Annotated in this window: 28 protein-coding genes; 15 read left to right on the plus strand and 13 right to left on the minus strand. The window is 72.8% G+C overall.

What is annotated here, in order from left to right; translation table 11 throughout:
• Positions 1–77 precede the first annotated feature (77 nt).
• The 4 genes from AC59HU_RS03705 (at position 78) to AC59HU_RS03720 (ending at position 6,085) form a co-directional block, all read left to right on the plus strand.
• Entirely contained in the window at positions 78–2,753 is a 2,676-nt protein-coding gene (locus AC59HU_RS03705) for an ATP-dependent Clp protease ATP-binding subunit (protein ID WP_497221984.1), read from the plus strand.
• A gap of 141 nt (positions 2,754–2,894) precedes the next feature.
• Entirely contained in the window at positions 2,895–4,457 is a 1,563-nt protein-coding gene (locus AC59HU_RS03710; RefSeq protein ID WP_497221985.1) for a sensor histidine kinase, read from the plus strand.
• Positions 4,454–5,119 carry a response regulator transcription factor gene (locus tag AC59HU_RS03715; RefSeq protein ID WP_497221986.1) on the plus strand — a complete coding sequence of 222 codons (666 nt, stop codon included), beginning with the start codon at positions 4,454–4,456 and terminating at the stop codon, positions 5,117–5,119. The genes AC59HU_RS03710 and AC59HU_RS03715 overlap by 4 nt, the downstream gene beginning before the upstream one ends.
• Positions 5,120–5,215: 96 nt before the next feature.
• The gene (locus AC59HU_RS03720) at positions 5,216–6,085 is read left to right on the plus strand and encodes a hypothetical protein (RefSeq protein WP_497221987.1); all 870 of its coding nucleotides are present in this window, start codon (positions 5,216–5,218) and stop codon (positions 6,083–6,085) included.
• 152 nt (positions 6,086–6,237) lie between these two features.
• On the opposite strand, the gene AC59HU_RS03725 is transcribed toward AC59HU_RS03720, so the two are convergent.
• Complete coding sequence (locus AC59HU_RS03725) at positions 6,238–6,453, minus strand: PLDc N-terminal domain-containing protein (protein ID WP_497221988.1); 216 nt, start codon at positions 6,451–6,453, stop codon at positions 6,238–6,240.
• A gap of 58 nt (positions 6,454–6,511) precedes the next feature.
• On the opposite strand from AC59HU_RS03725, the gene AC59HU_RS03730 reads away from it, so the two are divergent.
• The gene (locus AC59HU_RS03730) at positions 6,512–7,453 is read left to right on the plus strand and encodes a quinone oxidoreductase family protein (RefSeq protein ID WP_497221989.1); all 942 of its coding nucleotides are present in this window, start codon (positions 6,512–6,514) and stop codon (positions 7,451–7,453) included.
• An 81-nt stretch (positions 7,454–7,534) separates the two neighbouring features.
• Here AC59HU_RS03730 and AC59HU_RS03735 read toward each other — a convergent pair whose 3' ends face one another.
• Complete coding sequence (locus AC59HU_RS03735; protein ID WP_497221990.1) at positions 7,535–8,002, minus strand: hypothetical protein; 468 nt, start codon at positions 8,000–8,002, stop codon at positions 7,535–7,537.
• A gap of 33 nt (positions 8,003–8,035) precedes the next feature.
• On the minus strand, positions 8,036–8,590 hold the full coding sequence (locus tag AC59HU_RS03740; RefSeq protein ID WP_497221991.1) for a hypothetical protein: 555 nt from the start codon (positions 8,588–8,590) through the stop codon (positions 8,036–8,038).
• A gap of 114 nt (positions 8,591–8,704) precedes the next feature.
• Here AC59HU_RS03740 and AC59HU_RS03745 point away from each other — a divergent pair, with 114 nt between their 5' ends.
• The 4 genes from AC59HU_RS03745 (at position 8,705) to AC59HU_RS03760 (ending at position 12,314) form a co-directional block, all read left to right on the plus strand.
• Positions 8,705–9,109, plus strand: coding sequence for a TOBE domain-containing protein (locus AC59HU_RS03745; protein ID WP_497221992.1), 405 nt, complete (start codon positions 8,705–8,707; stop codon positions 9,107–9,109).
• Positions 9,106–10,053 carry a molybdate ABC transporter substrate-binding protein gene (gene modA, locus AC59HU_RS03750; RefSeq protein ID WP_497221993.1) on the plus strand — a complete coding sequence of 316 codons (948 nt, stop codon included), beginning with the start codon at positions 9,106–9,108 and terminating at the stop codon, positions 10,051–10,053. Before AC59HU_RS03745 ends, modA begins: the two co-directional genes overlap by 4 nt.
• Positions 10,054–10,242: 189 nt before the next feature.
• Positions 10,243–11,187, plus strand: coding sequence for an ABC transporter permease (locus AC59HU_RS03755; protein ID WP_497221994.1), 945 nt, complete (start codon positions 10,243–10,245; stop codon positions 11,185–11,187).
• Positions 11,184–12,314 carry a sulfate/molybdate ABC transporter ATP-binding protein gene (locus AC59HU_RS03760; protein WP_497221995.1) on the plus strand — a complete coding sequence of 377 codons (1,131 nt, stop codon included), beginning with the start codon at positions 11,184–11,186 and terminating at the stop codon, positions 12,312–12,314. The genes AC59HU_RS03755 and AC59HU_RS03760 overlap by 4 nt, the downstream gene beginning before the upstream one ends.
• Before the next feature lie 86 nt (positions 12,315–12,400).
• Here the strand turns inward: AC59HU_RS03760 and AC59HU_RS03765 are convergent, their stop codons facing one another.
• Both AC59HU_RS03765 and AC59HU_RS03770 read right to left on the minus strand, forming a co-directional pair.
• The gene (locus AC59HU_RS03765; protein WP_497221996.1) at positions 12,401–12,946 is read right to left on the minus strand and encodes a CDP-alcohol phosphatidyltransferase family protein; all 546 of its coding nucleotides are present in this window, start codon (positions 12,944–12,946) and stop codon (positions 12,401–12,403) included.
• Positions 12,943–13,158, minus strand: coding sequence for a hypothetical protein (locus AC59HU_RS03770; RefSeq protein ID WP_497221997.1), 216 nt, complete (start codon positions 13,156–13,158; stop codon positions 12,943–12,945). The genes AC59HU_RS03765 and AC59HU_RS03770 overlap by 4 nt, the downstream gene beginning before the upstream one ends.
• A gap of 54 nt (positions 13,159–13,212) precedes the next feature.
• Between AC59HU_RS03770 and AC59HU_RS03775 the strand changes: the two genes are divergently transcribed.
• On the plus strand, positions 13,213–13,545 hold the full coding sequence (locus AC59HU_RS03775) for an STAS domain-containing protein (protein ID WP_497221998.1): 333 nt from the start codon (positions 13,213–13,215) through the stop codon (positions 13,543–13,545).
• A complete protein-coding gene (locus AC59HU_RS03780) occupies positions 13,538–13,957 on the plus strand; it encodes an ATP-binding protein (RefSeq protein ID WP_497221999.1) in 420 nt (139 codons plus the stop codon). Before AC59HU_RS03775 ends, AC59HU_RS03780 begins: the two co-directional genes overlap by 8 nt.
• A 56-nt stretch (positions 13,958–14,013) precedes the next feature.
• Here the strand turns inward: AC59HU_RS03780 and AC59HU_RS03785 are convergent, their stop codons facing one another.
• From AC59HU_RS03785 to AC59HU_RS03795, 3 genes are all read right to left on the minus strand, one after another.
• Positions 14,014–15,216 (minus strand): PP2C family protein-serine/threonine phosphatase, encoded by a 1,203-nt coding sequence (locus AC59HU_RS03785; protein ID WP_497222000.1) that lies wholly within the window; start codon positions 15,214–15,216, stop codon positions 14,014–14,016.
• Positions 15,217–15,225: 9 nt separating this feature from the next.
• Positions 15,226–15,726 (minus strand): nitroreductase family deazaflavin-dependent oxidoreductase, encoded by a 501-nt coding sequence (locus tag AC59HU_RS03790; RefSeq protein ID WP_497222001.1) that lies wholly within the window; start codon positions 15,724–15,726, stop codon positions 15,226–15,228.
• Between the two features lie 93 nt (positions 15,727–15,819).
• Complete coding sequence (locus AC59HU_RS03795) at positions 15,820–16,890, minus strand: aggregation-promoting factor C-terminal-like domain-containing protein (protein ID WP_497222002.1); 1,071 nt, start codon at positions 16,888–16,890, stop codon at positions 15,820–15,822.
• 383 nt (positions 16,891–17,273) lie between these two features.
• On the opposite strand from AC59HU_RS03795, the gene AC59HU_RS03800 reads away from it, so the two are divergent.
• Positions 17,274–17,498 carry a hypothetical protein gene (locus tag AC59HU_RS03800; protein WP_497222003.1) on the plus strand — a complete coding sequence of 75 codons (225 nt, stop codon included), beginning with the start codon at positions 17,274–17,276 and terminating at the stop codon, positions 17,496–17,498.
• A gap of 32 nt (positions 17,499–17,530) precedes the next feature.
• Positions 17,531–17,908, plus strand: coding sequence for a DUF3618 domain-containing protein (locus tag AC59HU_RS03805; RefSeq protein ID WP_497222004.1), 378 nt, complete (start codon positions 17,531–17,533; stop codon positions 17,906–17,908).
• Here the strand turns inward: AC59HU_RS03805 and AC59HU_RS03810 are convergent.
• From AC59HU_RS03810 to AC59HU_RS03820, 3 genes are read right to left on the minus strand one after another with little or no spacing between them, the layout of a single operon-like run.
• Positions 17,886–19,079, minus strand: coding sequence for a cation:proton antiporter (locus AC59HU_RS03810; RefSeq protein ID WP_497222005.1), 1,194 nt, complete (start codon positions 19,077–19,079; stop codon positions 17,886–17,888). The two genes, AC59HU_RS03805 and AC59HU_RS03810, sit on opposite strands and share 23 nt — an antisense overlap.
• Positions 19,080–19,089: 10 nt before the next feature.
• The gene (locus tag AC59HU_RS03815) at positions 19,090–19,584 is read right to left on the minus strand and encodes a cation:proton antiporter regulatory subunit (RefSeq protein WP_497222006.1); all 495 of its coding nucleotides are present in this window, start codon (positions 19,582–19,584) and stop codon (positions 19,090–19,092) included.
• Between the two features lie 21 nt (positions 19,585–19,605).
• A complete protein-coding gene (locus tag AC59HU_RS03820; RefSeq protein WP_497222007.1) occupies positions 19,606–20,772 on the minus strand; it encodes an AI-2E family transporter in 1,167 nt (388 codons plus the stop codon).
• A 106-nt stretch (positions 20,773–20,878) separates the two neighbouring features.
• Between AC59HU_RS03820 and AC59HU_RS03825 the strand changes: the two genes are divergently transcribed.
• Together AC59HU_RS03825 and AC59HU_RS03830 are read left to right on the plus strand one after the other, a co-directional pair.
• Positions 20,879–21,529 carry a GntR family transcriptional regulator gene (locus tag AC59HU_RS03825; RefSeq protein ID WP_497222008.1) on the plus strand — a complete coding sequence of 217 codons (651 nt, stop codon included), beginning with the start codon at positions 20,879–20,881 and terminating at the stop codon, positions 21,527–21,529.
• Between the two features lie 108 nt (positions 21,530–21,637).
• Positions 21,638–22,741: an ATP-dependent DNA ligase gene (locus AC59HU_RS03830; protein WP_497222009.1), complete on the plus strand. Its 1,104-nt coding sequence runs from the start codon at positions 21,638–21,640 to the stop codon at positions 22,739–22,741.
• Positions 22,742–22,883: 142 nt separating this feature from the next.
• On the opposite strand, the gene ligD is transcribed toward AC59HU_RS03830, so the two are convergent.
• Positions 22,884–23,909: a non-homologous end-joining DNA ligase gene (ligD, locus tag AC59HU_RS03835; RefSeq protein WP_497222010.1), complete on the minus strand. Its 1,026-nt coding sequence runs from the start codon at positions 23,907–23,909 to the stop codon at positions 22,884–22,886.
• Between the two features lie 43 nt (positions 23,910–23,952).
• Positions 23,953–25,026: a Gfo/Idh/MocA family protein gene (locus AC59HU_RS03840; RefSeq protein ID WP_497222011.1), complete on the minus strand. Its 1,074-nt coding sequence runs from the start codon at positions 25,024–25,026 to the stop codon at positions 23,953–23,955.
• Positions 25,027–25,032 lie beyond the last annotated feature (6 nt).

Genomic DNA, 25,032 nt, shown 5'->3' on the forward strand with positions numbered 1-25,032 from the left:
AGCGGCGGGAATAAGTTCGGGGCCCTGGCGTTGAACTTGAGCGTAAGGCACTCAAGTTTTTCAAACCAGGAGGTTTCGTGCCCGAGAACGTCACTCCCGAGGGAGTCAACAACGACGCCGGCAGCAACTCGTTCGACGAGTTCCTCGCCCGGTACCTCGAGGGCGAGCAGCGTGCGGCACGAGCCGGGCGCTCCATCGACCTCAGCAAGCTGATCAGCCGCCGCACCCAGGAGCTCCTCGCTCAGGCCGGCCGCTACGCGATCGAGCACGGCCACCGTGAGCTCGACGCCCTGCACATCCTGCGCACCATCGCGCCCCAGGATCCCGCCGCCGACGCCATCCGCCGTGTCGGCGCCGACCCGCGGGCGATCGCCCGCGCCGCCGAGCTCCGGCTTCCCGCCGAGAGCCACGACCAGGTCGAGCAGCCCGCTCTCACCCAGTCGGCCCAGCGCGCGCTGTTCCACGCCTACCAGGTGGCCCGCGCATCCGGTTCGACCTACATCGACCCCGAGCACCTGTTCTTCGCGCTCGTGATCAACCAGGACTCCCCCGCCGGCCAGGTGCTGGCCCAGGCGGGCGTCACCCCCGACGCCCTGCAGGAGGGCATGCGCCAGAACCTCGGCGCGGGCCCCGACGGCAGTGCCGGCGACCCGTCGAACGGCTACGGCGCGCAGGCGGGCCAAGCCGGTCAGCCCGGCCAGGGCGACGGCGCCGAGTCCGACACCCCCACGCTCGACCGCTTCGGCACCGACCTCACCGAGCGCGCCCGCCAGGGCGAGCTCGACCCGGTGATCGGCCGGCTCGACGAGATCGAGCAGACCATCGAGATCCTCTCCCGCCGCACCAAGAACAACCCGGTGCTGGTCGGCGAGGCCGGCGTCGGCAAGACCGCGATCGTCGACGGCATCGCCCAGGCGATCGTCGACGGCGGTGTGCCCGAGCAGCTGCGCGACAAGCGCGTCGTGGCCCTCGACCTGCCCGCGATGCTGGCCGGGACCAAGTTCCGCGGCGACTTCGAGGAGCGTCTCACCACGCTGATGGACGAGATCTCGGCCCACAAGGACGAGCTGATCGTGTTCATCGACGAGATCCACACCGTGGTCGGGGCCGGCGGCTCCGGCGAGGGCGGGATGGATGCCGGCAACATCCTGAAGCCCCGCCTGGCCCGCGGCGACCTGCACCTGCTGGGCGCCACGACCGTCAAGGAGTACCGCGGCATCGAGAAGGACCCGGCGCTGGAGCGCCGCTTCTCGCCGGTGACCGTGGGCGAGCCCTCGATCGACGACGCGGTGCTCATCCTGCAGGGCCTCCGCCCCGCCTACGAGGAGCACCACGGCGTGAGCTACACCGACGCCGCCATCACGGCGGCCGTCGAGCTCTCGGCGCGCTACGTCAGCGACCGCTTCCTGCCCGACAAGGCGATCGACCTGATCGACCAGGCCGGTGCACGCCTGCGCCTCTCGCTCGGCAAGATCCCCGCAGTGGTCGACATCTCGTCGCTGCAGGCCGATCTCGCCGCCCTCGAGGGCGCGAAGAACGCCGCCGTCTCGGCCGAGCACTACGAGGAGGCGTCGCGCATCCGTGACGAGATCGAGGAGATCCAGCAGCAGCTCGCCGAGGCCACCTCGGTGAACCGCCGGGTTGCCGCCGAGCGCGCCACGGGCGGCATCGATCTGGATGCCGTGGTCGACGAGGCCGAGATCGCAGCCGTGATCTCGCGTTCGACCGGCATCCCGGTCTCTCGCATCGGCGAGGTCGACCGCGAGCGCCTGGCCGCCCTGGAGGGCGAGCTGCACGAGCGCGTGATCGGACAGGACGACGCGGTCACCGTGGTCGCCAAGGCCGTGCGCCGCAACCGCACGGGCATGGGCGACGCGAACCGGCCGATCGGCTCGTTCCTCTTCCTCGGCCCGACGGGCGTGGGCAAGACCGAGCTGGCCAAGTCGCTGGCGGAGTCGCTGTTCGGCTCCTCCGGGAGCATGCTGCGCTTCGACATGTCGGAGTTCGGCGAGCGCCACACGGTCTCCCGCCTGGTCGGCGCCCCTCCCGGATACGTCGGTTACGACGAGGCCGGCCAGCTGACCGAGCGCGTGCGTCGCAACCCCTACTCGGTGGTGCTGTTCGACGAGATCGAGAAGGCGCACCCGGACGTGTTCAACCTGCTGCTGCAGGTGCTGGACGACGGTCGCCTGACCGACGGCCAGGGCCGCACGGTCGACTTCCGCAACACGGTGATCATCATGACCTCGAACCTCGGTTCGGAGTTCCTGGCCTCGCGGTCGGGTGCGATGGGCTTCGTGGCCCGGGCGGCCGACGGGTCGGACGGCAACGGCTTCGGCTCGGACAAGGCTCTGCGCGACCGCGTGATGGGCAAGCTCCGCGAGGCAATGCGGCCGGAGTTCCTCAACCGGATCGACGAGATCGTGCTGTTCCGCAAGCTCGAGAAGGAGCAGCTGCGCGAGATCGTGTCGCTGCTGCTGGGAGCCACCCGCGCCCGGCTGGCCGCCCACGAGATCGAGCTGACGGTGACGGATGCGGCGATCGACTGGATGGCCGGGAACGGCTACGAGCCCGAGTACGGTGCTCGCCCGCTCCGCCGCGTGATCCAGCGCAACGTCGACGACGCGATCGCCGACCTGCTGGTCTCGGGCGCGCTGGTCGACGGCGGAGCCGTCGTGCTCGACGCGGCCGACGGTCGGCTGACGGCGTCGCCGGCCGCGACCGACGCGTTCGAGTTCGCACAGGCCGCGTAGTCGCTCTAGCAGAACGTCGCTCGAGCAGAACGACGCTCTGGCAGATCGACCCTGAAGGGCCGGGCACCCCACGGTGCCCGGCCCTTTCGCGTGCCCGCGTGCGGTCGCGGGTGGCGTGACGGGCTCGTAGGGTGGAGAGGGATGCAGACCACCCGCGACACAGACGACCCGGGCCCGACCGCTCCGTTCGTCGAGCTGACGACGTCGGTCGGCGACCGTCGATCAGGCTCAGGCGCCCGCGCGGGGGCAGGCGCCGGTGGTGCCGGCGCAGGCGGTTCCGGTCTCCCGCCGACCCGCCGCGGCCTGATCGCCGGCCTGATCGTGGCCGCCTCCCTCGTGGTGCTCGTCGTGCTGGCGGTCGGGATCGTGATCGCCCGGCAGATCGCCGAGACCGAGGCGGCGGGCGAGGCGGCCCGCACCGCCGAGCTGCTGGGCGACGTGATCGTCGAACCCGCCCTGAGCGACGGTCTGCTCGACGGCGATCCGGCCGCGCGGGCCGCCCTCGACGAGCTGGTGCGGAGCCGGGTGCTCGGCACCTCCGTCGTGCGGGTCAAGATCTGGGATGCGGCCGGGACCATCGTCTACTCCGACGAGCCGCGACTGATCGGCGAGACCTTCGGGCTCGACGAGGAGGAGCGCGAGATCCTCGAGGGTGGCGGCGTCGACGCCGAGGTCTCCGACCTGTCGGCCCCGGAGAACCGGTTCGAGACCGGTCAGGGCGACCTGCTCGAGGCCTACCACGCGGTGCGCACCCCCTCCGGTCGCTCGGTGCTGTTCGAGGCCTACTTCCGCTACGACCAGGTCAGCGAGCGCTCGGGCGCGCTGTGGGCGGCGTTCTCGCTGCTCGCCTCCGGCAGCGTGCTCGCGCTGATCCTGCTGCTGCTGCCGATCGGGCGCCGCCTCCTGGTCTACCTCCGCGACGTGCGGGCGCAGCGCGAGGCCCTGCTCCAGCACGCGCTGGAGGCCTCGTCGAACGAGCGGCGACGGATCGCGGCCCGCCTGCACGACGGCGCCATCCAGGATCTGACGGCCAGCGCCCTCGCCCTGAGCGCGGGAGCCTCGAGCGCCCGCCGCACCGGAGACGGAGCGCTCGCGCAGCAGCTCGACACCGCGGCGACCGCCGTGCGCGGCAGCGTGGGCGGCCTGCGTTCGCTGCTGGTCGACGTCTACCCGCCGAGCCTCGCGGCGGCCGGGCTCGACGTCGCGCTCGACGACCTGGCCACCGCCGTGCGGGCACGAGGGCTGCAGGTCGAGGTGGTGAACCGCCTCGCCCCGGATGCGCTCGGCCCGGATCAGGCTCGACTGCTCTTCCGCGTGGCGCGGGAGTGCCTGGCCAACACCGTGCGGCACGCTGCGGCCCGCTCGGTGACGGTGACGATCGGCGCAGCGTCCGCCGGCGCCCCGGCCGGCCCCGACGCCCCGACCGGCCCCGACGCCCCCTCCGGCCCCGGGGCCCCGGCCACCGGCGTCGCGCTCGACATCGTCGACGACGGGCGCGGTTTCGACCCCGCCGCGCTCGCCCGGCCCGCCAGCGGTCACCTCGGCATCCCGCTGCTCGTCGAGGCCGCCGAGAGCGCGGGCGCCCGCCTCGCCGTGAGCTCGGCACCCGGCGCCGGCACCCACTGGCGCCTCGAACTCGCACCCGAGCTCACGAGCGCGCCGCGCCGGCACCGCGGCGGGGGCGACAGCGGGGGCCGCGGATGATCCGGGTCGCGTTGGTCGACGACCATCCCCTCGTCCGCACCGGCCTGATCGCCCTGCTCCGCGACCTCGACGACGTCGAGGTGGTCGGCGAGGCCGCCGACGGGAGCGAGGCGACCGCGCTGGTCGGAGCCACCCGGCCCGACCTGCTGCTGATGGACCTGTCGATGCCGGGCGTCGACGGAATCGAGGCGACCCGGCGGGTGCGGGACGCGCATCCGGAGGTCTCGGTGGTCATCCTGACCAGCTCCCGCGACGCCGCCCGGCTGCGCGAGGCCCTCGCCGCCGGCGCGGCCGGCTACCTGCTGAAGGATGCCGAGCCCGCCGAGATCGCGGCCGGCGTGCGCGCGGTCGCCGCGGGGCACGCGCCGATCGACCCGCGGGTGACGCGCGACCTCTTCCCGCCCAGCGCCTTCCCGCCCGGCGCCGGCTACCCCGCTGGGACCGCGGGAGACGAACCGGGCTTCCCGGCCGACGGCCCGGTGCGCGGCCGCGAGGCCGAGGTGCTGCGGCTGGTGGCCCGGGGCCTGGCGAACAAGCAGATCGCCACCGAGCTCGGCATCGCCGAGCGCACGGTCAAGGTGCACCTCGGCAGCGTGTTCCGCCGCATCGGCGTCAACGACCGCACCAGCGCGGCCCTCTGGGCGCGGGAGAACGGGTACTAGTACCAACGTCGTATCGACCCCGGGGCATCCAGCGGAGACGATGAATTCCTGCACGACGCGCAGACTCCCGTCTCCTCCTCTTCCGGAAGGCCTCTGATGTCCCACTCCTCCCGCTTCGGCCGGTTCGCCCGCACCGCGGTCGCCGTGACCGCCCTTGCTTTGGCCGGCGCCGTCGCCGTGGCCGCGCCCGCCTCCGCCAAGCCCTCCGCGAACGGCGGCGACTACGCCGTCACCGTGAACGGCACCACCTACAACCCCGCGCCCGGCAAGGACGTGAAGCTGAAAGACCTGGCGGTCTCCGGCTCCATCTCGGTCACGGGGGTCAACAACACCTTCCGCATCGATCCCTCGACGCTCGGCGTCTACGACTACACCCTCACCGGGGCTCCGGATGCGCTGCGCATGGTCACCTCGCCGACGGTGGTCTTCGCCTCCAAGGTGCCCACGCTCTCGGCCGCCCAGCTCGGCAAGGTCACGATCAAGCAGCTGGAGATCAAGGACGACACCCTCGTCATCATCTTCAACGCCGCGGGCGGCAAGCTGAAGATCCAGGCGAAGGACGGCGCCCAGGGCGGCATCTTCCAGATGGAGCCCGAGTTCGCCGGCTCGGTCGAGCTCGTGCACACGCTCGGCCCTGGCCTGTTCTACTTCGTCAACCAGTACACCGGCAAGATCAACTTCGGTTCGGGCGTCGACGCCGTGAGCGCGTCGGTCGACCCGGTGGGCTACCACCAGATGCTGCTCGGCAAGGACAGCCCCCAGGTGGCGACCAAGACCCTGCAGACCGGCACCGTCACCAAGTGGCTCGTCACCTCCGGCGGCCGGCTGGGCGGCGTGCTCGGCGAGGACGCCATCGAGCTCTCGCAGGGTGCCACGAACTGCACCAGCCAGTGCCAGGCGCAGAACCAGATCCACGGCTCGCTGCCGGTGCCGCCGAGCCCGACCGATCCCACCCCGATCGGCTGAGTCGTCGCACGAACGGAAGGGCTGGACACCGCTTTGGTGTCCGGCCCTTCTCGCTGCCCGTGGGCGCTGGCCGTGGCCGCCGCCGTGGGGTTACGCCGCCGCGCGGTGGCTCCGCCGCGCGGTGGCTCCGCCGCGCGGTGGCGCCGCCGGCCTCAGGTGCTGGTGCCGGGCCGCGGACGGCCGAAGGCGAACCAGCCGATCGCCCCGATCAGCGGGATGATCACCACCACCACGATCCAGATCACCCGCTCCGCGGTCGTCAGCCGCGGCGACCGAGCGATGCTCACCAGCGCCGCGAGCCAGAGCGCCACGGAGGCGAGGGTCAGCAGCAGCACGAGCAGGTGGGAGGGGGAGAATTCGCCGAACATGGCTCCACGGTCTCACGCGCCGGAACGATCCGCCACCGGCCCTCGTAGGCTGGCGTGCATGGCGACGATGTGGGTGGCAGACGATTTCGGCGGACTCGACGTGTTCCGCCCGGCGCGGGTCGACGTACCGGCGCCGGGGCCCGGCGAGGTGACCATCGGCATCCGTGCGGCGGGGATGAACCCGGCCGACTTCAAGCACGTCGCGAGCGGCACCGACCGCTCGCTCCTCCCCATCCCGATCGGCTACGAGTGCGCCGGCGTGGTGACCGCGGTGGGCCCGGAGACCCGGATCGGGTCGGGCGCGGTGGCGGTCGGCGACGAGGTGCTCGCGTTCCGGATCTCGGGCGGCTACGCCACCGAGCGCACCGTGCCGGCGGCCGACGTGTTCGCGAAACCGGCCTCTCTGTCGTTCGAGGAGGCCGCGAGCCTGCTCCTGGTCTCGACCACGGCTGCCGAGATGCTCGACGTCACCCGCGTGCGGGCCGGCGACCTCGTGCTGCTGCACGGTGCATCCGGTTCGGTCGGGGTCGCCGTGCTGCAGCTCGCCGCCTCGATCGGCGCCCGGGTGATCGGCACCTGCGCCGACGAGAACGCCGACCTGGTCAGGCGCTACGGCGGCGTGCCCGTGGCCTACGGTCCCGGCCTCGAGGAGCGGGTGCGCGCTCTGGCACCGGAGGGCGTCGACGCGGCGCTCGACGCCGTCGGCACCGACGAGGCGATCGACGTCTCGCTCGCCCTGGTCGCCGACCGCACCCGCATCGTCACCATCGCCGCCATGGCGCGGGCCGCCGAGCGGCAGGAGGGTTTCCGTGTGATCGCGGGGGCGATGCCCGCGAGCAAGGTCTTCCGCGACGGGGCACGGCAGCGGTTGATCGACGCGGCCGGCCGCGGCGAGCTGGTCATCCCGATCGCCCGCACCTTCCCGCTCGCCGAGGCGCGCGAGGCGCTGGGGGTGTTGGCGGGTCAGCACCCGGGCGGCAAGCTGGTGCTCCTCCCCTGACCCGGGAGGCGAGCTGGTCCCATCCCTGACCCGGGCGGCAAGCTGGCCACCTCCCCTGACCCGGGAGGCAGCCGCCGCGGTTCACCCGACGTGATCGCGCCGCAGGGCGTGCGCCGAGAAGGCCCCGCCCACGGCGGCGGCGCCCGGCACCGTCCACCACAACCACCGCAGCGCCTCCGGGCTCTGCACGGTGACGATCGCGGCGACCGCGGTGGCGGCGAGCGCCATGGCGAGCCCGACGCCGATCGAGGCCCGCCGGATCTCCCGCGACCGCAGCCCGGCGTACCAGGCGATCAGCCCCCCGGCGACCGCGGTGAGGCCGAGGGCGGCGCCGACGATCATGCTCGTCAGGGCGGCGAACATCCAGAAGCTGAGGTCGGGCCAGCTCAGCACGACGAGAACGGTCTGGGTGGTGAGGATGCTCGCGAGCATCGTCGCGAGCCCGCCCTCGAGGGCGAAGCGCACCGGTGAGACAGGGGCGCCGGCGGGCTCGACGACGGCGGCCGTACCCCGGTCGTCCGCGCCGTCAGCGCGTGCTGCGCCCTCCATGGATCGAGTATGCCAGCCGGTGGTCGGCGCCGGTCACGACGACTGTCGCAATCCGGATGCGCCGATTCCGGCGAGCTCCCGCGCCGCCACCAGAGCGGCGGCCGCCCCGGAGAACACGACGGGCACGAGGGCGAGCGGCCAGTGCGGCCAGAGGGTCGGCTGCACCGCCATCACCAGCAGCCCGACGGCCGAGCCGAGAACCGCGACCGCGACTCCGATCGCGAGACCGGAGACGCCCGGCGACCGCGGCATCCTCGCCCGCCCGACCAGCGCCCAGGTCACCACCCCGGCGACGGCGAAGACGACCGCCACCACGAAGCCGCTCACGGCGGCGTCGAGCACGACGACCCGCCCGTCGTCGGTCAGCCAGCCCTGGCGAATGAGCACCTCGCCGAGAGCGACGCCGAACCCGGTGACGGCGGCCACGCTCGTCGCGGCGACCACGAAGCGCGACGACAGGCGGCCGGCGGATGTGGCGGCCGCGGAAGTGCCGGTCGCGGAGGGATCGGCCGCGGAGGAGCCGGTCGCGGAGGCGTCTGCCGAGGAGATCCGGCCCCGGTCGCGAGAGGCGGATGGATCGATCGTCATCCCGCCTCCCCTCGCTCGCACCCCGTGCAGACCCATCGTACCGGCGCGGGCGGGCGGGGACAGATGCGCGTTCTGTCGCAGTGACTCCGCAGATTCGGCCCTAGGCTGACTGTCGTGACGCAGATACGGATAAAGGATGCCGCCGTCTTCCTCGGGGTGAGCGACGACACCGTGCGGCGGTGGGTCGAGGCCGGGATGATCGCGAGCGAGAAGGACGACGCGGGCCGCACCGTGGTCGACGGCCTCGACCTCGCCCGGCTGGCGCGCAAGAACGCGGTGCTCCCCGTCGACCCGAGCGAGATCGGCCGGAGCGCCCGCAACCGCTTCGTCGGGCTCGTCACCGAGATCATCGAGGATACGGTGATGGCCCAGGTCGAGCTGCAGTGCGGCCCGCACCGGGTGGTCTCCCTGATGTCCAGCGAGGCGGTGCGCGAACTCGGGCTCGAGCTCGGATCCGTCGCGATCGCCGTCGTCAAGGCCACGACCGTGCTGGTCGAGACGCCTCGGGGTGACGCATGACCGGCCGGATGACGGCCGGCCGGATGATTGCCGGCCGCTCCCCCCGGATCGCGTCGCGCGTGGCCACCGGCCTCGCCTCCCTCACGATCGCCCTGGCGCTCGCGGGCTGCGCGGGCGGTTCCGGCGGCTCGGCCGCGCCGACCGACGCGGCGGCCGGAACGGGCGCCACCACCGCGACGCCCACCCCGAGCACGCCGACGCTCGAGGGCTCGATCACCGTGTTCGCGGCGGCATCCCTCAAGGGCACCTTCACCGAGCTCGCGAGCCGGTTCGAGGCCGAGAACCCCGGAACCGACATCGAGCTCTCCTTCGCCGGCTCGAGCGACCTGGTGACCCAGATCACCGAGGGCGCGCCCGCCGACGTCTTCGCCTCGGCCGACGAGAAGAACATGGCCAAGCTCACCGGCGCCGGCCTGATCGATCCGGCCGCTCCGGTCGACTTCGCGACGAACGTTCTCGAGATCGCGGTGCCGCCGGGCAACCCGGCCGGCGTCGCGTCGTTCGCCGACCTCGCCAATCCCTCGACCAAGGTCGTCGTCTGCGCCCCGCAGGTGCCGTGCGGCACGGCCACCGCGGCGATCGAGCAGTCGACCGGGGTCGACGTCCCCGCCGTCAGCGAGGAGTCCTCGGTCACCGACGTGCTCGGCAAGGTCACGAGCGGCGAAGCGGATGCCGGACTGGTCTACGTCACCGACGTCACCTCCGCCGGTGCCGCGGTGCAGGGCGTCCCGTTCCCCGAATCCTCGGGCGCGGTCAACACCTACCCGATCGCGGTGGTCGGCGGCAGCGGATCCGGCGCCGGCGGGTCGAGCGGCGGATCGAGCGGCGGGTCGAGCGACGCGGCGACCGTCGGCCGGGCCGCTCTCGCGCAGGCCTTCGTCGACTTCGTCGCCGGCCCCACCGGCCGCTCGGTGCTCGGCGCCGCCGGGTTCGGCAGCCCCTGACCGACCCGAGCGCACCGGCCCGGGCGCACCGACCCGGGCACACCGACCCGGGCGCTCCGACCCGGGCACGCGAAGCCGGCCACGCAGAGCCGGCGACCGGGGCCCGAACACCAGAGCCGGCGCCCGGGGCCGGCATCCCACCCGACCACTCCACCTGACCACGCAGACCGATCACCGAAAGGGGCCGAGGTGCCGTACCGCTCACTCCCCCGATGGCTGATCGTCGTCGCCGGCGTCGGCGCCGCTTTCGTCGTGCTGCCGCTGGCGGGCGTGGTGCTCCGGGTCGACTGGGCGCAGTTCGTGCCCCTGATCACCTCCGACTCCTCGCTCGCCGCCCTCGGCCTCAGCCTGCGCACCTCGCTCGCCGCGACGGCGCTCTGCATCGTGCTCGGGGTGCCGATGGCCCTGGTGCTCGCCCGCACGCGGTTCTGGGGCCAGAAGGTGCTGCGCTCGCTCGTGCTGCTGCCGCTGGTGCTCCCCCCGGTGGTGGGAGGTCTCGCCCTGCTCTCGACCTTCGGCCGCCGGGGCCTGCTCGGGGACACTTTCGAGGCCTTCGGCATCGAGATCGCGTTCTCCACCACCGCGGTCGTGCTGGCCCAGACCTTCGTCGCCCTTCCCTTCCTGGTGCTGAGCCTCGAGGGGGCGCTCCGCACCGTCGGCACGCGGTACGAGGCGGTCGGCGCGACCCTCGGAGCCGCGCCCAGCACGGTGCTCCGCCGGATCACCCTCCCCCTCGTGCTCCCCGCGCTCGTCTCCGGCGCCGTGCTCTCCTTCGCCCGCGCCCTCGGCGAGTTCGGCGCGACGCTCACCTTCGCCGGCAGCCTCCAGGGCGTGACCCGCACCCTCCCGCTCGAGATCTACCTGCAGCGCGAGACCGATCCGGATGCCGCGGTCGCCCTGTCGCTCGTGCTCGTCGTCGTGGCGGTGCTCGTGGTGGCCGTCGCCCACCAGGCCGGCGAGAGCTCGCCGCTGCGCCGTGCCGCGCGGCTCGCGCCGGGCGAACTGGGCGACCCCGGCAGTCCGGATGCTCCCGGCGGGCCGAGCGGATCGGGCGGGCCGGGCGATCCGGATGCGCCGGACGAGCCAAGCCGCGGCGACGACCGCCGGGCGTCGGTCACGAAGGGCCGGTCATGAGCCTCGAATTCCGGGCCGGGATGCGCGACCGCGGCTTCGACGTCGAACTCTCGGTCGCCGAGGGCGAGACCCTCGCCGTGCTCGGCCCGAACGGCGCCGGCAAGTCGACGCTGCTCGGGCTGCTCGCCGGTCTCCTCCGCCCGGACTCAGGGCGCGCCGAGCTCGACGGAACAGTGCTCTTCGACGTGCCTGCCGGCCCCGGTCGCGGCACGGTGCTGCCGCCGCACCGCCGCGGGGTCTCGCTGCTCGCCCAGGAGGCCCTGCTCTTCCCCCACCTCACCGCGCTCGAGAACGTCGCCTTCGGCCCGCGCTCCCGTCGCCGTCGCGACTCCGACGCCGTCGCGCTCGCCTGGCTCGACGAGGTCGACGCCACCGGGCTCGCCGGGCGACGGCCCACCGAGCTGTCGGGCGGCCAGGCGCAGCGGGTCGCCGTCGCGCGCGCGCTCGCCTCCGAGCCCCGCCTGCTGCTGCTGGACGAACCGATGGCCGCCCTCGACGCCACCGTCGCCCCGGCGCTGCGCCGTACGCTCCGCCGCGTGCTCGAGGGCCGCACGGCCATCATCGTCACCCACGACATCCTCGACGCCTTCACCCTGGCCGACCGGGTGGTCGTGATGGACGGCGGCCGGATCGTCGACGCCGGCCCTACCCGCACGGTGCTCGACCGGCCGACCCGGCCCTTCACCGCGGGGCTCGCGGGCCTCAACCTGCTCCTGGGCACGGTCGCGACCCCCGCTCCCGCTGCGGACGCGGGCCTGGGCACCGGAATCGGCGACGGGCGCCCCGTCGCGATCGAGCTCGTCGGCGACGCGGACGGCTCCCGCCTGCTCGCCCTGGCCGACGCCCCGCTGGAGCCCGGCCGTCGTGCCGCCCTCGCGGTCCGCCCCTCCCGCGTCACCGTCACGCTCACCCCGCCCCCGGCCGAGGAGGGGGTCACGGTGATCGAGGGTCACGTGCTCGACCTCGAGCAGCGCGGCGACGTCGTCCGGATCCGCACGACCCACCTCGCGGCCGACCTCGCCCCGGGCGACCTGGCCGCCCTCGACCCCGCGGCGCTCGACCTCGCCGAGGGCCGCCGCGTCTGGTGCCGCTTCGCGCGAGCGGACGCACTCGCCTACCCTGCCTGAGTCGCCGCCACGGTCCCTTCAGTCCCGCGCACAGCTGAGACCGGCACCGCGCTCAGACCCGCACCCCGCTCAGACCCGCAGACAGCTCAGACCCGCACCTCGCGGCGCGGCCCGCGCAGGGTGACCACCGTGTACTCGAGGTTCGCGATCGCGTGCAGCACGCATCCAGCCCCCACCACCGTCAACGCGGCCGTGGTCAGCACCACGTCGTCCGGCCAGAACGAGGCGACCAGCAGCAGCAGCGGGAACCCGACCATGAGCAGCACCGTGCGCACCCGGCCGATCCACCGCACGGTCACGATGCCGGGCTTCCGCACCAGGATGGTGATCCCGAGCACCAGGTCGGCGACCAGCAGCACGAGCGCCATCCAGAGCGGCACGATGCCCGCGAGCACGAGCGTCGCGCACACCACGAACTGGCTCACCCGGTCGGCGATCGGGTCGAGCTTCTTGCCGAGCTCGGTGACCAGCCCGAAGCGGCGCGCGATGAACCCGTCGGCCCAGTCGGTCGCGCCCAGCACGATCAGCACCACGAGCCCGAGCAGCGGACTGCGGAACTCCAGGAGCACCACCACGAACAGCGGTGTCAGGATCAGCAGTCGGCCGAAGGAGATCGCGTTGGGCAGGTTCACGAGTCGGGCAGAGCCTCGCTGGTGATGATCGTGCCCGTCCACCCTGGCTGGCGGGCGACGAGCTCGGTGAGCTCGGCGTTGATGTAGAGGGTGCCGCCGTCGGTGCCGGCGGTGTGGAAGTACGAGTCGTTGAAGACGCTGTCGCTGAGCACGACCTTCACGTTCGGATAGGTCTGGATGATGCGCGCGATGGCGCGTTCCGGATCCGGCACGTCGTCTCCCTTCGATAGCCTGGCATCAGCTTAGTTCTAGGGGGTATCCATCACATGGAGTTCACGACGGAATCGATCGGCGACGACGTCGCCGTCATCCGCGGCGACGGCCGGCTCAACATGGTCTCGGCTCAGCCGCTGCGCGAGATCGTGAAGCGCACGATCGACGGCGGCCGCACCCGGATCGTGGTCGACCTGAGCCGGGTGCCGTTCATGGACTCCTCGGGCCTCGGCGCCCTGATCAGCTGCCTGAAGTCGGCCCGCGAGAAAGACGGCGACCTGCGCATCGTCGCCCCGTCGACCCAGGTCACGATGGTGCTGAAGCTCTCGAACGTCGACAAGATCCTCACCCCGTACGCCACGATCGAGGAGGCCACCCGTGACTGAGGAACGCACGAGCCTGGTCTTCTCCTCGCCGCCCGACGACGTGGATGCGGTGCACGAGTTCCTGGAGTCGGTCTGGTCGGCGAACCCCGGCGTGAGCGAGCTCGACCGGATGGCGTTCGAGACCGCGCTGATCGAGCTGGCCGCCAACGTCATCCAGCACGCCTCGGGCGAGGGCGGCGTGACCTGCGTGCTCTCGGTCACGGCCGACGAGAACGGCCTCTCGGCCTCGCTGGCCGACACGGCCGACGCGGGCGGCATCGTGCTGATGAACCGGGAGATGCCGGACGAGCTGTCCGAGTCCGGGCGCGGCATCGCCCTGATCCAGGCCCTGGTCGACGACCTCCGCTACGAGCGGGTCGACGAGCGGAACGTCTGGTCCATCTCGCGCGCCCGCGAGGCGTCGGCCGACTGACTGCCTGAGCCGGCTGACAGAGCGAGCCGGCTGACAGGCGGGCGGCCGACCGCGACTCAGGCGGTCGTCTGCCGGGTGACCACGACCACGGTCACGTCGTCGTCGGCCGAGGCGTCGGCGGTCAGCTGCGCGACCCGGGCCACCGCATCCTGCGACCCGTCGGCCGCGGCCACGATCGCGGCGATGTCGGCGATGCAGTCGAGGGTGCCGTCGAACAGGTCGAGCAGGCCGTCGGTGAAGGTGATCAGCCGGTCGCCCGGTGCGAGCTCGACGCGGCCCGCGGTCCACAGCCCGTCGGCGACCAGGCCGATCGGCAGGCCCGTCGCCTCGAGCCGCTCGAACGAGCCGTCGGGGCGCACGATCACCGTGAGTCCGTGCCCGGCGTCGGCGTAGTCCAGGGTGCCCGACCCGGTGTCGATGATCCCGTGGAAGAGCGTCGCGAACGACCCGGTCTCCCCCAGGTCGCGCGCCAGCTGGTCGTTGACGTCGCGCACCGCCTCGACCACGTCGGCACCGGAGCGGGAGAGGAACGCCGCGCGCACCGTGGCCGCCATGATCGCGCCGGCGGTGCCCTTGCCCATCACGTCGGCGATCGTCAGTTCGATGCCCGACTCGGTGCCGCGCCAGGAGTAGAAGTCGCCGCCGACGTTCTTGGCGGGCAGGCAGACCCCCGCCACCTCGAAGTCCGGCAGGCTCGGCTGCTCGCGGGGCAGCAGGCTCTGCTGCACCTCGGCGGCGCGGTCGCGGTCGGCCGAGTCCTGCAGCTCGCGCTCGACCCACTGCCCGAGCTCCTCGAGCAGGCGGTACTCGTCGGCAGTGAACTCGCGCGGGGCGGTGTCGACCAGGCACAGGGTGCCCACCCGCAGATCGTCGCCGAGGCTCAGCGGGCGGCCGGCGTAGAAGCGGATGTGACGCTCACCGGTGACCGTCGAACGCCAGGAGAACCGGTCGTCCTTCGTCGCATCGGGCACCACGAGCACCTCGGGGCGCTGGATCGTGACGTCGCAGAACGACTGCGAGCGGTCACTGTCGGTCGAGACGCCGGGCAGCTGGGGCGACTTGGTGAACTGGCGGGTCTCGTCGAGCAGGTTGATCTCGGCCACCGGCACGCCGAACAGCTCGCGCGCGATGCGGGTGATGCGGTCGAAGCGCTCCTCACCCGGGGTGTCGAGGAGGTCGAGCTGCCGCACCGCGTCGACGCGCAGCTGCTCGAACCGGTCGGGATCGAGCGTTCGGGCCTGGTGCATGTCCTCCGCCATGCCTCAACACTATCCGGCACCCACCCCCGTGCGGGGGTCGAGGCGGAAGATGCGGAGGGTGCGGCCGGAAGCACGCTCGTACCCGCGATAGCCCGGCCACTGCCGTTCGATGAAGGCCCACACGGCTTCGCGCTCGTCGTCGTCGACGAGGTGCGCCCGCACCGGGATGCGGCGTCCGCGCACGACGACTTCGGCATCCGGATGCGCGATCAGGTTCGCGCTCCAGGCCGGGTGCGCGGCGCCGGCGAAATTGCTCCCGGTCACGAGCATCCGCCCGCCCGGTTCGGGCACGTACATCAGCTCGGTCTCGCGCGCGAGGCCGGACTTCGCCCCGGTCGTGCGCAGCACGAGCGACGGCACGAGCACTCCGCTCAGCTGCACCCGTCCGCCGGTCAGGAACCGGGTCGCCCGTTCGAGCGGGGGCATGATCCTCGGACCGACGCGGCGGAAGAAGCGGGTCCGGGAGAACCGGGCGACGGCGATCCGGATGCCGCGGACGAGGGAGGCCATGCCTCCATCATGCGCCCGCGGTCATCCGGATGCGCCCGCGGTCATCCGGATTCGCCCGCGGTCATCCGGGATGCGCCGACCGGGGTGCGTCGATCAGTACCAGTTGACCGACTGCGAGTGCGACCAGGCCGAGCACGGGGTGCCGTAGCCGCGCTTGATGTAATCCAGACCCCACTGGATCTGGGTGACGGCGTTGGTCTGCCAGTCGTCGGCCACGGTGGCCATCTTGCTGCCGGGCAGCGACTGCGGGATGCCGTAGGCGCCGCTCGAGGCGTTCTCGGCCTGGTAGTTCCAGCCCGACTCCTTCGACCAGAGCGAGCTGAGGCACTGGAACTGGTCGCTGCCCCAGCCGTACTGCTCGGCGGCCATGTCGGCGGCGACCGCGCGGGCGCCGTCCGGGGTGTTCGCCTGGGCGATCTTCTCGGCCTCGGCCTGGGCGGCCGCTGCGGCGTCGGCGGCGGCCTGGGCGGCTGCGGCCGCGGCCTGGGCAGCAGCCTCGGCGGCGGCCTTGTCGACCGCGGCGGCCTGGAGGGTCGCCTGCGTGGTCGCGGCGGCGGCCGTGTTGGTGAGGGTCTGCACCGTGGTGGTGTCGAGGTAGGGGTAGTTCGCCAGCGAGGCCACCGAGGCGACGAGCGGAGCGGTGTCGACCTTGCCGTTGACCGAGGCGAGCACCTGGTTCGCCGAGCTGACGGTCTGGGCGGCGCGGGTCTCCGCGCGGTCCTTCGTGCGCTCGATCAGCTGGTCGGGCGACTCTCCCGCGGCGGCGGCGACCGAGATGGTCGTGCTCACGCGGGAGGCGTTGGTGGTGCCGACGGTGGTCTCGGCGTTGGCGATCGCCGGATGCACGACCGAGGCGGCGACCACGAGCGCGGCGGCGGCGGCGGCGGCGACGGATCCGATCGGGCCGAGCACGTGCGCCGCACGGCGCAGGCGGTGCCGGCGGTCGTGCTGGCGGATGGCGCGGCGGCTGTCGAACGAGGTGGGCCGGCGGGCCGCGATGATCGCGTTCTCGCCGGTGTCGGTCGAGAGGAACTGCACCGGGGAGTCGGTGGCGCCGATGCCGGAACCGGCGGTCGGGGCGAGGCGGGCGGACGTCGCCGCGGAGGAGGACTTCGTGGAGGATGACGGGTTCGATGAGGGGGTGGCGGGCGTTGCGGGGGGCATGGTTTCCAATGGTTCGGCCAATGGGTGCGGGCGCGCGCGAGCGGTCGGCTGCACTCCGGCCGCGAAGACGGGCACGCCGCGGGATGCGGTGCGCGCGCGGGAGAACAGGGGCTGAGGGGGGTCTGCGCCCTGCCGCGGCGATTGGCGGTGACGGTCGATGTCGGGTTGTTCCAGAGGCCTTCACGGCTCCGGCATGACGCTCGCACCGGGGGCCGGATGATCGGGTTGGCCGGCGGGCAAACGATTGAAGCAACAAGTATTGACCGGGTTCCTGAAAGAAATCTCCATACGGCGTAATACGTGCTGTGCACCGGAGCCGGTTCGGCCCACGATGGAGAGCACGGTGAATCCACCGACCTCGCTCAGCGACGAACGGACACATCATGAACAAGATCCTCCTGCTCCTGGCCTTCGGGGCCGGTTACGTCCTCGGCACCCGCGCCGGCCGCCGCCGCTACGAGCAGATCCGCGCCAAGGCGAAGGACTTCTGGAACGACGAGCACGTCCAGTCGGCCGTGCACTCCGCCGGCGAGGCCGTCGAGTCCGCTGCGGGCAAGGCCGCCGACAAAGCGAACGACCTCATCGGCAAGGTACGCTCGGCGAACTGAGGCCGTCTGCCGAGAAACCGAGGAGTCCCGCCGTGGCGAAGAAGAAGCCCGAACCGCACGATCAGCAGCTGAGCGTCCCCGCCGCGGTGACGCAGGTCGCGCGCGGCGTCGTCACGGCGCGTGCCGTCAAGACGAACGAGCACGACGAGAACGCCGAACCCGCTCCGAAGCGGACCCGGGCCGAGCTGCAGGCCGATATCAAGGCGGGCCGTGCCGAGCTCTCGGGTGTGCTGGAGGAGATCCAGCAGCGGCTCGACGTGCCGGCCCGCGCGGAGGAGATCGTCGGCGACTTCCGGGCCGACCCCGCCACCGCCGTGCGCACCCACAAGAAGACGACCGCGGCCGCCGTTGTGACGGTGGCCGCCGTTGGCACCGGGATCGGGTTCCTCATCCGCGCGATCGTGAAGTGACCGCGGCCTGACGCGACCGCACCCGCTGCTTGAACCAGCGGGTGTCCGGGATGCGCGCGAGGAACGGCCCGACGACGACCGTGATCAGCACGTACCCGGTCGCCAACGGGGCGAGCCGCGGCTCGATGCCGGCGCTGACCGCGAGCCCCGCGATGACGATGGAGAACTCCCCGCGCGGGGTGAGCGACAGCCCCGCCCGCCACCGGCCGGGGATGCCGATGCCGCCTCGACGCGCGGCCAGGTAGCCGGTCGCGACCTTCGTCGCCATGGTCAGCACGGCCAACAGGGCGGCCGGGACGAGCATCGAGACCAGCTGGGATGCATCCGTCGCCAACCCGAAGAACACGAAGAACACGGCGGCGAACAGGTCGCGCAGCGGCGTCAGCACCTGGCTGGCCTGGTGCGCCACCTTGCCCGACACCGCGATGCCGACCAGGAACGCCCCGACGGCCGAGGAGACGTTGACCTCGGCGGCGACCCCGGCGACCAGCATGGTCAGCCCGAGCACGCCGAGCAGCAGCGGCTCGGGATGCTCGGCCGTGAAGATCCGGGAGATGAACCGCCCGTAGCGCAGCGCCACGAAGAGGATGGCGGCCACGGCCCCCACGGCGATCGCCACTGTGACCGCGCCCTGCACCAGGCTGACGCCGACCACGAGGGCGGCGAGGATCGGCAGGTAGAACGCCATCGCGAGGTCTTCGATCACGAGGATGGCCAGCACGATCGGCGTCTCGCGGTTGCTCAGCCGGCCGAGGTCGCGGAGCATCTTCGCGACCACCCCGGAGGAGGACACCCAGGTGACGCCGGCGAGCGCGACGGCCGCGACCGGACCCCAGCCCAGCAGCAGGGCGAGCGCCGCGCCGGGCACGGCGTTCAGGGCCGCGTCGAGCAATCCGGCGACGCGCGACTGCTTGAGGTTGCTCAGCAGCTCCTGCGCCGTGTACTCGAGCCCGAGGAGCGCGAGCAGCAGGATGACGCCGATCTCGGAGCCGACCTCGAAGAAGTCGGCGCTCGCGTCGAGCGGGATGAAGCCGCCGTTGCCGAACAGCAGACCTACGAGCAGGTAGAACGGGATCGGCGAGATCCCGATGCGCAGGGCGAGACGCCCGAGCAGGCTCATGCCGAGCAGGAGAGCGCCGACCTCGATCAGGATCACCGTCGTCTCGTGCACGGCGCTCCTCTCAACCCGGTCCGGAGGCGATGATGCGGCTGAGGGCGTCGAGCCCCTCGCGGATGCCGACCGCGACGATCACGTCGCCGGGGCGGAGGATCTCGGCCGGTGTCGGCGACGGCATGACGGTGGTGCCGCGCACGAGCGCCACGATCGACACCCGCGTACGGGTGCGGGCCTTCGTGTCGCCGAGCGGGCGGTTGAGGTAGGGCGAGTCGGTGGGCAGCAGGAGCTGCTCGGTGTACAGCCCGGCCACGTCTCCGGCGAGACTGGTGAGCCGGGTCATCGAGATCGAGCTGCCCAGGAGGTCGGCGAGTGCCGCCGCCTCGTCGTCGGTGAGCTCGACCGAGTCGCTCGAGGAGTCCGGGTCGTCCTCGTCGACGAAGGCGAGGTCGTGGTCGCCGTCGCGGTGCGAGACCACGCTCACCCGTCGTCCGGCGCCGGTCAGCAGGTCGTGCCGGACGCCGATGCCCGGCAGGTCGACCTTCTCGATGCGTACTCCCACGAGGCCACGGTAGCAGCGGCGTCAGCCGGCCGCGGGCTCCGGGTCGGGCCCCGGGTCGTGCCCCGGATCGGGCTCGCGCTCGGTGACCGCCTCCGTCGGGGCGTGCTCGGGCCCCGACCAGACCTTGACGATCGCCCAGGCGACGGCGGCGATCGGCACCGAGAGCACGGCGCCGATGATGCCGCCGAGGATGGTGCCGGCGGTCAGCGCGACCAGGATGACCAGCGGGTGCAGCTTGAGCGACTGCGCCATCACGACCGGCTGCAGAAAGTTGCCCTCGAGCTGGTTCACGCCGATCACGATGATCACGACGATCAGCGCGACCACGGGCCCGTTCGCCACGAGGGCGACCAGGGCGGCGAGGACTCCGGCGAGCGTCGCACCGACGATCGGGATGAACGCGCCGATGAAGACGATGATCGCCAGCGGCAGGGCGAGCGGCACCTGCAGGATCGCGAGGCCGATGCCGATCGCCGCCGCGTCGACGAAGGCGATGATGGCGGTGCCGCGGACGTACCCGCCGAACACTCGCACGGCGGTCGCGCCGACGCGCTCGCCCCGGGCGTGCCGGTAGCCGTGGAACGGGCTGATCAGGAACGACCAGATGCGGGCGCCGTCCTTCAGGAAGAAGAAGAGGATGACGACCATCAGCACCGCTCCGGTGATGACCTCGCCCGCCGCCGAGACCCCGGCGAGCGCACCGGTTCCGAAGGCGCTGCTGGTCAGGAAGCCGGTCACCGCATCCCGTGCGCCGTCGATCTGCGACTGGTCGATCTCGATCGGCAGGCCGACGATGAAGCCGTGCAGGTCGTCGATGCCCTGCGCCGCCGAGTCGCCGAGCGAGGACCACTGGCCCCTCACCGCGAAGACGATCAGTGTGATCAGCCCGCCGATCACGACGATCCCGGCCACGAGCGTGATCCAGGTGGCGAGCATCGACGAGAGGCCGCGGCGACGGAAGAAGCTCATCAGCGGGTTGAGCGCCGACGCCAGGATGAGCGCGATCAGCACCGGGATCACCACGAGCTTCAGCTGCACCAGCGCGAACACCACGACGGCGGCCAGGGCGAGCACGATCAGGATCTGGCCGCTGCGGAGGCTGAGCTCGCCGAACTTGTCGGTGAGCAGGTCGCGGAGGGCGGGACGGCGGCCGACGGACGGTGTCGGCGCTGATGGTTCGGTCGGCATGCCACAACCTTGACATGCCGGGGTCGTGACCGCCCGCAGGTCGGCGCGCTACCCTCGGCAGCAGGAGCCCTGCCGGGGTCTCCCCGAGTGCCGAGAGGAGGGCACGGTGCCCCATTCGCCGACCGTGGTCGAGCATCTCGCGGGTGAGCTGCGCGAGCTCATCCTCGACGCCCGGCTCAGCCCGGGGCAGCCGCTCCGCGAGGAGACCCTCTCGGCCGAGTACGGCGTCAACCGGCACACCGTGCGGGCGGCCCTGCAGCAGCTCGCCGCCGCCCGCCTGGTCTCGTTCGAGCCGTACAAGGGCGCGCGTGTGCGGAGCTTCGACGACGAGGACATCCTGGCCCTGATGCAGTACCGCACCGCGCTCGAGGGCGAGGCGGTGTCGCTGCTGGTGGCCGCGTCGCCGGACGGCACGGTCCGGCTGCCCGAGACCGTCGTCGCCGCGAACGCGGCCCTCCGCGCCGTGTGCGAGCGCGACCCCGGCGACCACCGCGGGATCGAGCGCGCCCACGCGGCCCTGCACCACGCGATCGTCGAGGCCGCGGGGAGCACGCGGATCACCGAGGCGCACGCGGGGCTGGAGAGCGAGCTGCTGCTGTTCCTCAACCAGCTGCGGTCGGTGCTGCCGGCCGCCGAGATGGCCGACCAGCACGACCGGCTGCTGGCGGGCATCCGGTCGCGGGGCACCCGCGAGATCCGCGAGCACCTGCGGGCGTCGGCGGGGCAGCTGATCGCGCTGAACCACGAGGCGCGCTGAGGGGCTGGCGCCGGGGGCCGGCGTCTGCCCGCTGCCGGCTGCGGGCCATCGACTGCGGGCTCGGCTGAAGGGCTGGCGCCGGGACGGGGTGCCGGGCAGGATCGGTGCATGACCGACTCCGCCGCGTTCCCCGTCGTCCCGATGCTCGCGAAGGCGGTCCCGACCGTGCCCGAGCCGGACAGCGTCGAGGGCGGGCTCTCCTACGAACCGAAATGGGACGGCTTCCGCGGCGTGGTAGCGGTGACCGCCGACGGTGTCGAGATCGGCAGCCGCGGCTCCAAGCCGCTCACCCGCTACTTCCCCGAGCTGGTCGCCGAGTTCGCCCGCCAGCTGCCGGTGGGCACCGTGCTCGACGGCGAGATCATCCTGCCCCGGCCGGTCGACGGAGGCGGCGAGGGCACCGGCGCGGCCACGGGCGCCGGCTCGACCGAGCGCCGGCTCGACTGGGAGGCGCTGTCGCAGCGCATCCACCCCGCCGCCAGCCGCGTGGCGAAGCTGGCCGAGGAGACCCCGGCGCTGTTCGTCGCCTTCGACCTCCTGGCCCACGACGGCGAGGAGCTGCTCGACCGCCCGTTCTCCGAACGCCGGGAAGCGCTCGAACGGCTCGCCGAGGGCTTCGAGAACCCGGTCTCGCTCTCGCGCCGCACGCTCGACGTCGAGCAGGCGCGCCGCTGGCTGGTCGAGTTCGAGGGCGCCGGTCTCGACGGCGTCGTGGCCAAGCCGCTCGCGGCCGCCTACGCACCGGGCAAGCGCGTGATGCTCAAGGTGAAGCACCACCGCGAGGCCGACGTCGTGGTCACCGGCTACCGCATCCACAAGAGCGGGCAGGGCGTCGGCTCGCTGCTGCTCGGGCTCTACGACGACGAGGGCCGGATCCTCGGGGTCGGCGGCGCCTCGGCGTTCAGCGACGCGCGCCGGCTCGAGCTGATCGACGAGCTGGAGCCGTACGTGCGGCGCGACGACGAGGGCCGGCCGGTGCTCGGCGAGGGCGAGCGCAGCCGGTTCTCCTCGGGCAAGGACGTCTCGTTCGTCGAACTCGAGCCGCGACTGGTCGCCCAGGTGCGCTACGACCAGATGGAGGGGCTGCGGTTCCGCCACACCGTGCAGTTCGAGCGCTGGCGTCCCGACCGCGAGGCCCGTTCGTGCACCTTCGAGCAGCTCGACCGGCCGATCGCCTACGACCTGGGCGAGGTTCTCGTCCGAACGGAATGAGAATCGGCACCCCCGAGGGCACCAGGGGCTCGTACCCCCCGATTCTCCTTCCGTTCGGAGGGGGCTCTGCACGAACGGGCTGATAATCGCGCCTATACGTGCATAGTGCACGTATGACGACGATCTTCAGCCCGTTCGGACATCACTCCTCCGTCTTGCGCGCCCTGCTGGGCTGCACCCGCGGCGGCTCGCCCGGCATCTTCGGGTAGTCGGGTGGGAAGGGCAGTTCGCCGAGGCCGTTCCCGAGGTCGCGCGCCCACCACTCCAGCAGCACCCCGATGCGGCCGGGATCGGCGCCCATCGACTCCCAGGGGTCGCCGACGGTCGTCAGGCGCTCCGGCACGCTCGTCACCGTGAAGGTCGTCGGGTCGGCCCCGGGCAGCTCGTCCCAGGTCAGCGGGCAGGAGACGGGGGCGTGGGCGAGCGCGCGCGGACTGTAGGCCCCGGCGATCGTGCGGTCGCGGTTGGCCTGGTTGAAGTCGACGAAGACGCGCCGGCCGCGCTCCTCCTTCCACCAGTTCGTGGTCACCTCCTCCGGCATCCGGCGCTCGAGCTCGCGGGCCGCGGCGATGACGGCGTGGCGCACGTCGAGGAAGTCGTGCTCCGGCTCGATCGGCGCGAACACGTGCAGCCCGCGGTTGCCCGAGGTCTTGACGAACGCGGTGAGGTCGGCCTCGGCCAGCACCTCCCGCAGCGCGAGCGCGGCGGGGATCGCGTCGCCGAAGTCGGTGCCGGGCTGGGGGTCGAGGTCGATCCGCAACTGGTCGGGGAAGTCGGGGGCCTCGGCCCGCGAGGGCCAGGGGTGGAACACCACCGTGTTCATCTGCCCGGCCCAGACCGCCCCGGCGGGTTCGTCGATCACGAGCTGCGGATGCACGCGGCCGCTCGGGTAGGTCACCGGCACCGAGCGCACGTAGTCCGGCGTGCCCTTCGGCGGGTTCTTCGAGAAGAACTGCTCGCCGTCGATGTCGCCGCCGAAACGCTGCAGCGAGATCGGCCGGTCGCCGTTGGCCCGCACGAAGGGGTCGCCGACCGCGATCAGGTAGTGGGCCAGGTCGAGCTTGGTGAGCCCGACCGCGGGCCAGAGCACCCGGGAGGGGCTGGATATCCGCACCGCGCGGGTGCCGTGGGGGCCGTCGACGTCGACGGTGGTCGCTTCGCTCGCCATGGCCCCACGCTACTGCCTCGGCCCCCGGAGCGGCAGGGCGCCCTCAGCCCTGCTGCCGGTGCGCCTCCTCGATGATGCGCAGCACCTGCTCGCTGTCCCGCGGATCCACGGGCAGGGGCGCCCCGTCGAGCAGGGCGTCGGCGAGCTCGCGGTAGAACGAGGCGAAGCGGCCGCGCTCGATCGGCACCGGCCGGGCACCGTCCGGCGAGGCGAGCAGCGCCTCCGGCCTGCCCTCGCTCGCGCCGAAACCGGGGTCGTCCTGACCCCGGCCGGCGGCCAGCTGCGCCTCCTGCGGATCGAGGCCCTCGATCGTCAGCACCGCCGCCGAGCCGACGACGCGGAACCGCGGCCGCGGAGACGGCGCGACCGCGCTCATCCAGAGCCGGCTGCGCACGCCGCTCCGGTGGGCCAGGGTCAGGAAGACCTCGTCGGCCGCGACGGCGCCCTCCCGGCGCCGGTCCAGTTCGGCGTGCACCCCGCCGCCGTCGACGTCGACCTCGCCGAACAGCTGCAGCGCCTGGTCGATCAGGTGCGGACCGAGGTCGAACAGGATGCCGCCGCCGTCCTCCGACGACGCGCCGTCCTTCCAGCGCTTGGGTCCGAGCGCCGGCTTCCAGACCTCGAAGGCCGAGTCGAACTGCCGCGCCTCGCCGAGGTCGCCGCTCGCGAGCAGCGAGCGCACGGTCAGGAAGTCGCCGTCCCAGCGCCGGTTCTGGAATACCGTGACCCGGCGGCCGACCGCCGCCGCGTGCTCCCGCACGTCGCGCGCGTCGTGGGCCGTGAGGGCGAAGGGCTTGTCGACCACGACGTCGAGCCCCGCATCCAGGGCTCGGTGGGCCAGCGGTGCGTGGGTGGCGTTCGGGCTGGTCACGACCACGAGATCGAGGTCGTCGGCCCGCGCGAAGAGCCCGTCCGTGTCCGGGACCACGATCCCCCGCCCGTACCGCGCCTCGGCCTCCGCGCCGCGGTCGGGGTCGCCGGTGACGATGGCGACCAGGTCGAACGCCGGGTCGGCGGCGATCAGCGGCGTGTGGAAGACCCGGCCGCCCAGGCCGTAGCCGATCACGGCGGTGCGGATGCGGCGGGCGGGGCGGGAGTCGTCGTCGTGCGGAGTCATCCCCCC

Source organism: Herbiconiux sp. 320_LB (genome assembly GCF_059691755.1).

What these genes read in the sequence shown, in the direction of transcription:
- AC59HU_RS03795 (WP_497222002.1), bottom strand. Translation starts at nt 16,890, where the DNA reads ATGCCCCCCGCAACGCCCGCCACCCCCTCATCGAACCCGTCATCCTCC.
- AC59HU_RS03790 (WP_497222001.1), bottom strand. Translation starts at nt 15,726, where the DNA reads ATGGCCTCCCTCGTCCGCGGCATCCGGATCGCCGTCGCCCGGTTCTCC.
- AC59HU_RS03775 (WP_497221998.1), top strand. Translation starts at nt 13,213, where the DNA reads ATGGAGTTCACGACGGAATCGATCGGCGACGACGTCGCCGTCATCCGC.
- AC59HU_RS03725 (WP_497221988.1), bottom strand. Translation starts at nt 6,453, where the DNA reads ATGTTCGGCGAATTCTCCCCCTCCCACCTGCTCGTGCTGCTGCTGACC.
- AC59HU_RS03840 (WP_497222011.1), bottom strand. Translation starts at nt 25,026, where the DNA reads ATGACTCCGCACGACGACGACTCCCGCCCCGCCCGCCGCATCCGCACC.
- ligD (WP_497222010.1), bottom strand. Translation starts at nt 23,909, where the DNA reads ATGGCGAGCGAAGCGACCACCGTCGACGTCGACGGCCCCCACGGCACC.
- AC59HU_RS03730 (WP_497221989.1), top strand. Translation starts at nt 6,512, where the DNA reads ATGGCGACGATGTGGGTGGCAGACGATTTCGGCGGACTCGACGTGTTC.
- AC59HU_RS03760 (WP_497221995.1), top strand. Translation starts at nt 11,184, where the DNA reads ATGAGCCTCGAATTCCGGGCCGGGATGCGCGACCGCGGCTTCGACGTC.
- AC59HU_RS03820 (WP_497222007.1), bottom strand. Translation starts at nt 20,772, where the DNA reads ATGCCGACCGAACCATCAGCGCCGACACCGTCCGTCGGCCGCCGTCCC.
- AC59HU_RS03785 (WP_497222000.1), bottom strand. Translation starts at nt 15,216, where the DNA reads ATGGCGGAGGACATGCACCAGGCCCGAACGCTCGATCCCGACCGGTTC.
- AC59HU_RS03710 (WP_497221985.1), top strand. Translation starts at nt 2,895, where the DNA reads ATGCAGACCACCCGCGACACAGACGACCCGGGCCCGACCGCTCCGTTC.
- AC59HU_RS03800 (WP_497222003.1), top strand. Translation starts at nt 17,274, where the DNA reads ATGAACAAGATCCTCCTGCTCCTGGCCTTCGGGGCCGGTTACGTCCTC.
- AC59HU_RS03830 (WP_497222009.1), top strand. Translation starts at nt 21,638, where the DNA reads ATGACCGACTCCGCCGCGTTCCCCGTCGTCCCGATGCTCGCGAAGGCG.
- AC59HU_RS03740 (WP_497221991.1), bottom strand. Translation starts at nt 8,590, where the DNA reads ATGACGATCGATCCATCCGCCTCTCGCGACCGGGGCCGGATCTCCTCG.
- AC59HU_RS03735 (WP_497221990.1), bottom strand. Translation starts at nt 8,002, where the DNA reads ATGGAGGGCGCAGCACGCGCTGACGGCGCGGACGACCGGGGTACGGCC.
- modA (WP_497221993.1), top strand. Translation starts at nt 9,106, where the DNA reads ATGACCGGCCGGATGACGGCCGGCCGGATGATTGCCGGCCGCTCCCCC.
- AC59HU_RS03715 (WP_497221986.1), top strand. Translation starts at nt 4,454, where the DNA reads ATGATCCGGGTCGCGTTGGTCGACGACCATCCCCTCGTCCGCACCGGC.
- AC59HU_RS03720 (WP_497221987.1), top strand. Translation starts at nt 5,216, where the DNA reads ATGTCCCACTCCTCCCGCTTCGGCCGGTTCGCCCGCACCGCGGTCGCC.